Genomic DNA, 3,874 nt, shown 5'->3' with positions numbered 1-3,874 from the left:
ATACTTTGAATAAATGGAGGAGGTCTATTGCTAACACCACAAAAAGATGAAAGATTATGAGTAATGAAACCTTACAAGCAAGTCGGGAATGGTGGTCACAAAGATGGTTAGATTTACTGGATTCTTACCGATTTAAAAAGCGCTTAGAACGGGCAAGAAATTATTATCGAGAAGGAAATGTTCTCAGTATTAAATTTAAAGCTGGGAAGGTATTAGCTAGAGTGCAAGGTAGTGAAGTAGAACCTTATAAAGTTTCTTTATCCCTTGATGCTTTTAGTGATGAAGAATGGGGTTATATTGTGGAAACAATGTCCCAAAAAGCGATTTTTGCCGCTAAACTATTAGCAGGGGAAATGCCACAAAATATCGAGGAAGTTTTTATCAGTAATGGTTTATCATTATTCCCCTTTACTCTGACTGATATTCACAGTAAATGTTCTTGTCCTGATCAAGCAGTTCCTTGTAAACATATCGGTGCTGTATATTATCAATTAGGCGATCGCTTTAGTGAAGATCCTTTTGTCTTATTTCAACTACGTGGACGCACAAAAGAGCAAATTATCAGCGATTTACGTCAATTACGCAGCAGTAAAAATGTAAACATAATTCAAGAAACATCAGAAATTCAACCAGAGGTTTCTGAACATCAATATCCCGTTAAAATAGATGATTTTTGGCGATATAATGAACCATTAGAATCTTCTCTAGTGGTAATTTCACCTGCTGTGAGTGCAACAATATTAGATGTATTAGGAACAATTCCTTTAGCAAAAGATCAGGAAAATACAACTAATTTACCTGCTGGTGAATTAGTAATGAAATATTTAGAAGCAGTGTATAAAGATGTCAGTCAAAAGGCTTTTTTAGCAGCTATGAATGTGGGATGATCATCAAAAACTGCTAATTACACACAAAAATAAGGCTTCAGTCCACTCCACCACAGCACCATAGGTATCTCCCGTATGTCCACCTAATTTATGATTAAACCAAGCTGGGGTAACAACAGAAATCACACTCCCAGATAAAACCATCCCCACAGCTAAAACTAAATTATGGGGATTCATTACCCAAACAACACCACTTAAACCAATTAACAAAACCCAACTTGGAAATAAATCAAAATAAGAACGAATAGCTTGTTTATGAAATGCACCCTTACCACTAGGCTTCAGATAAGGATATTGACAAATAGCTATTTGTTGTCCCCAACGTCCCCACCCACAAGCAGACATCAATACTAAATAATGGTTTTCAGCTATATCTGTTAAAGCAGTTATTTTCAAAATAATAATCATTATAGCGGACATTGCCCCAAATGCACCGGTGGCACTATCCATCATGACCTGTAACCGCCGTTGAGGATCACCCACTGCTAAACCATCCGCTGTATCCATTGCTCCATCTAAATGTAATCCTCCAGTAATTGCTATCCACGCACCCACTACCAAAGCATTACGGGTTAGCATGGGAATACCCAAATAATTCATACCTACATCTAACCCACCTAAAATACCACCAATCATTAACCCAATTACTGGCGCGAAACAAGCAACCTTTTGGAAGTCCAAATTTTGCACATTAGGTAAGGGAATAGCGGTATAGAAAATGACAGCCGCAATTAAATTTAAGAATTGCTGTTGCCACCAGCGTAATATCTTAGCCATACTTTAGATAGAGTTTTTTTAGCCAAAACGCTTGAATTATTGATGAATATTAAGTTTTATTTACTCCCAGACAGATAATTTATCACAGATGACCAGACGTGGCTTCTCAATTTGATTTTATTGACAAAAATCCCACAAACTGCATCAAAGTAAGTGAACGGAAAAAAACCGACATAAGTAACGAAAAGTAAAGTTCCCTGTTCCCTGTTCCCTTGTCATAACGACAATTTTTAATGCCAACTTACTAAGCAGTCGAGAAAATGTTAAGTTGGTGGATAAATTTAGCGAAACCGTATTTTTGTCTTGAGTGCCAATTTTTCTTTTGAATGTCTCGCTACCTGTAGCCAGACCAAAGCCAGAGCCGGAATATTTTCTACCCCCCACGGACCAGTAGAAACGCCCAGGTTTATGCCTGTGGGAACATTAGCTAATGTCAAAACTATCACCCCTGCCCAATTGGCCGCAACGGGAGCGCAAATGGTTTTGGCTAATACCTATCATTTACATCTCCAACCGGGAGAGGCTATTGTTGCGGGTGGTGGTGGGTTACATAAGTTTATGGGTTGGCCAGGTCCCATGCTCACGGACTCCGGTGGATTTCAGGTTTTTAGTTTGAGCGAGATGCGGAAAATTACAGAAGAAGGTGTGACTTTTCGCTCACCTCATGATGGGCAAATGATTAAATTAACTCCAGAACGCTCTATTGAAATTCAGAATATTCTGGGGGCTGATGTGATCATGGCTTTTGATGAATGTCCTCCTTATCCGGCTACTCGTCAGGAAGTGGAAGCCGCTACTGACCGTACCTATCGCTGGCTAAAACGCTCTATATCAGCCCATCAACGCCAGGATCAGGCATTGTTTCCCATTGTCCAAGGGGGAGTATATTTAGATTTACGCGCCCGTGCTGCTGGGGAATTGGCGCAGTTGGATATGCCTGGATATGCCATTGGTGGTGTCAGTGTGGGTGAACCTACGGATTTAATGGCGCAAATTGTCCAAACTACAGCCCCGTTGTTACCTGTGAATAAACCCCGTTATTTGATGGGTGTGGGAACTTATCGAGAAATGGCAATTGCGATCGCTTCTGGGGTAGATTTATTTGATTGTGTGATTCCTACTAGATGGGCTAGACATGGTACAGCTATTGTTGACGGTGAACGTTGGAATCTCAAAAACGCTAAGTTTCGTGAAGATTTTACCCCACTGGATACAAATTGCCCTTGTTACACTTGTGAAAATTTCAGTCGTGCTTATATATCTCATTTGGTGCGATCGCAGGAAATATTAGCTTATACTTTGTTGACTATTCATAACATCACTGAATTGATTCGCTTTACTCAAAAGATTCGAGCTTCAATATTAAGCGATCGCTTTGTCACAGATTTTGGTCATTGGTTGCAACATGATGCTATTGATTTAGAAAAAACTGAGGACTGATGATGATCATAAATTCTGTAATCAATCCAAAATCCAAAATCTAAAATCTAAAATCTAAAATCCAAACCATGTTAAAATACATCTCGCATATAAAAGCTGTATTTGACTATTAGGTGGATTTAAACAAACATGGAAGCAGCACTATTACTAGCAAAACTGCCTGAAGCTTACCAAATCTTCGACCCCTTGGTAGATGTTTTACCTGTTATTCCCGTTTTCTTCTTGTTACTTGCATTTGTTTGGCAAGCAGCAGTCGGTTTCAGATAACTTACCCATCTACAATTTTCTGGACAGGTAATGCACACCTGTCCTATTTTTTTGTTTTTTTGCATGAAATTAATATTTCTTAATATTTTGCAATAAATCAATATAATTAATCCAGTCGCATACTAAATCACCAGGAATACACTATGGGAAACATCAAATTTGTCAAAGAGAATAAAGAAATAGTGGCCGCAAACGGCGCTAATCTCCGACTCAAAGCCGTAGAAAATGGGATTGATATCTACACATTTCTCAGCAAAATCACTAATTGCGGTGGTGCGGGACAATGTACTACTTGTGTTGTCCAAATTACCGAAGGACTAGAAAACCTTTCTCCCCGCACAGATTTAGAAAACCGCAAATTCAAAAATAAGCCTGATAATTACCGTCTAGCTTGTCAAACCCTAGTTAATGGACCTGTTAGCGTCATCACCAAACCCTAAGTTAAAGCGGTAGTTAGTAAACGTTTATATACAAAAACAGCCCACTTATGTGGGTTTTAATTT

General features: G+C 38.8%; 5 protein-coding genes. 4 read left to right on the top strand and 1 reads right to left on the bottom strand.

The features are described 5' to 3' along the window. The first annotated feature begins 56 nt into the window (after positions 1-56). Entirely contained in the window at positions 57-887 is an 831-nt protein-coding gene (locus ACIR310F_RS0102405) for an SWIM zinc finger family protein (RefSeq protein WP_028082442.1), read from the top strand. A gap of 3 nt (positions 888-890) precedes the next feature. Here the strand turns inward: ACIR310F_RS0102405 and cobS are convergent, their stop codons facing one another. Continuing rightward, the gene (gene cobS / locus ACIR310F_RS0102400) at positions 891-1,664 is read right to left on the bottom strand and encodes an adenosylcobinamide-GDP ribazoletransferase (RefSeq protein WP_028082441.1); all 774 of its coding nucleotides are present in this window, start codon (positions 1,662-1,664) and stop codon (positions 891-893) included. Between the two features lie 303 nt (positions 1,665-1,967). On the opposite strand from cobS, the gene tgt reads away from it, so the two are divergent. The 3 genes from tgt (at position 1,968) to ACIR310F_RS0102385 (ending at position 3,811) form a co-directional block, all read left to right on the top strand. Continuing rightward, a complete protein-coding gene (gene tgt, locus ACIR310F_RS0102395) occupies positions 1,968-3,104 on the top strand; it encodes a tRNA guanosine(34) transglycosylase Tgt (protein ID WP_028082440.1) in 1,137 nt (378 codons plus the stop codon). Positions 3,105-3,233: 129 nt separating this feature from the next. Continuing rightward, on the top strand, positions 3,234-3,371 hold the full coding sequence (locus ACIR310F_RS23980) for a photosystem II reaction center protein K (RefSeq protein WP_006195022.1): 138 nt from the start codon (positions 3,234-3,236) through the stop codon (positions 3,369-3,371). 143 nt (positions 3,372-3,514) lie between these two features. Further along, the gene (locus tag ACIR310F_RS0102385; protein ID WP_028082439.1) at positions 3,515-3,811 is read left to right on the top strand and encodes a 2Fe-2S iron-sulfur cluster-binding protein; all 297 of its coding nucleotides are present in this window, start codon (positions 3,515-3,517) and stop codon (positions 3,809-3,811) included. The last annotated feature ends 63 nt before the right edge of the window (positions 3,812-3,874 follow it).

This window comes from Dolichospermum circinale AWQC310F (assembly GCF_000426925.1).
Lineage (GTDB): Bacteria > Cyanobacteriota > Cyanobacteriia > Cyanobacteriales > Nostocaceae > Dolichospermum > Dolichospermum circinale.
This window is presented reverse-complemented; position numbering and strand designations above follow the sequence as displayed.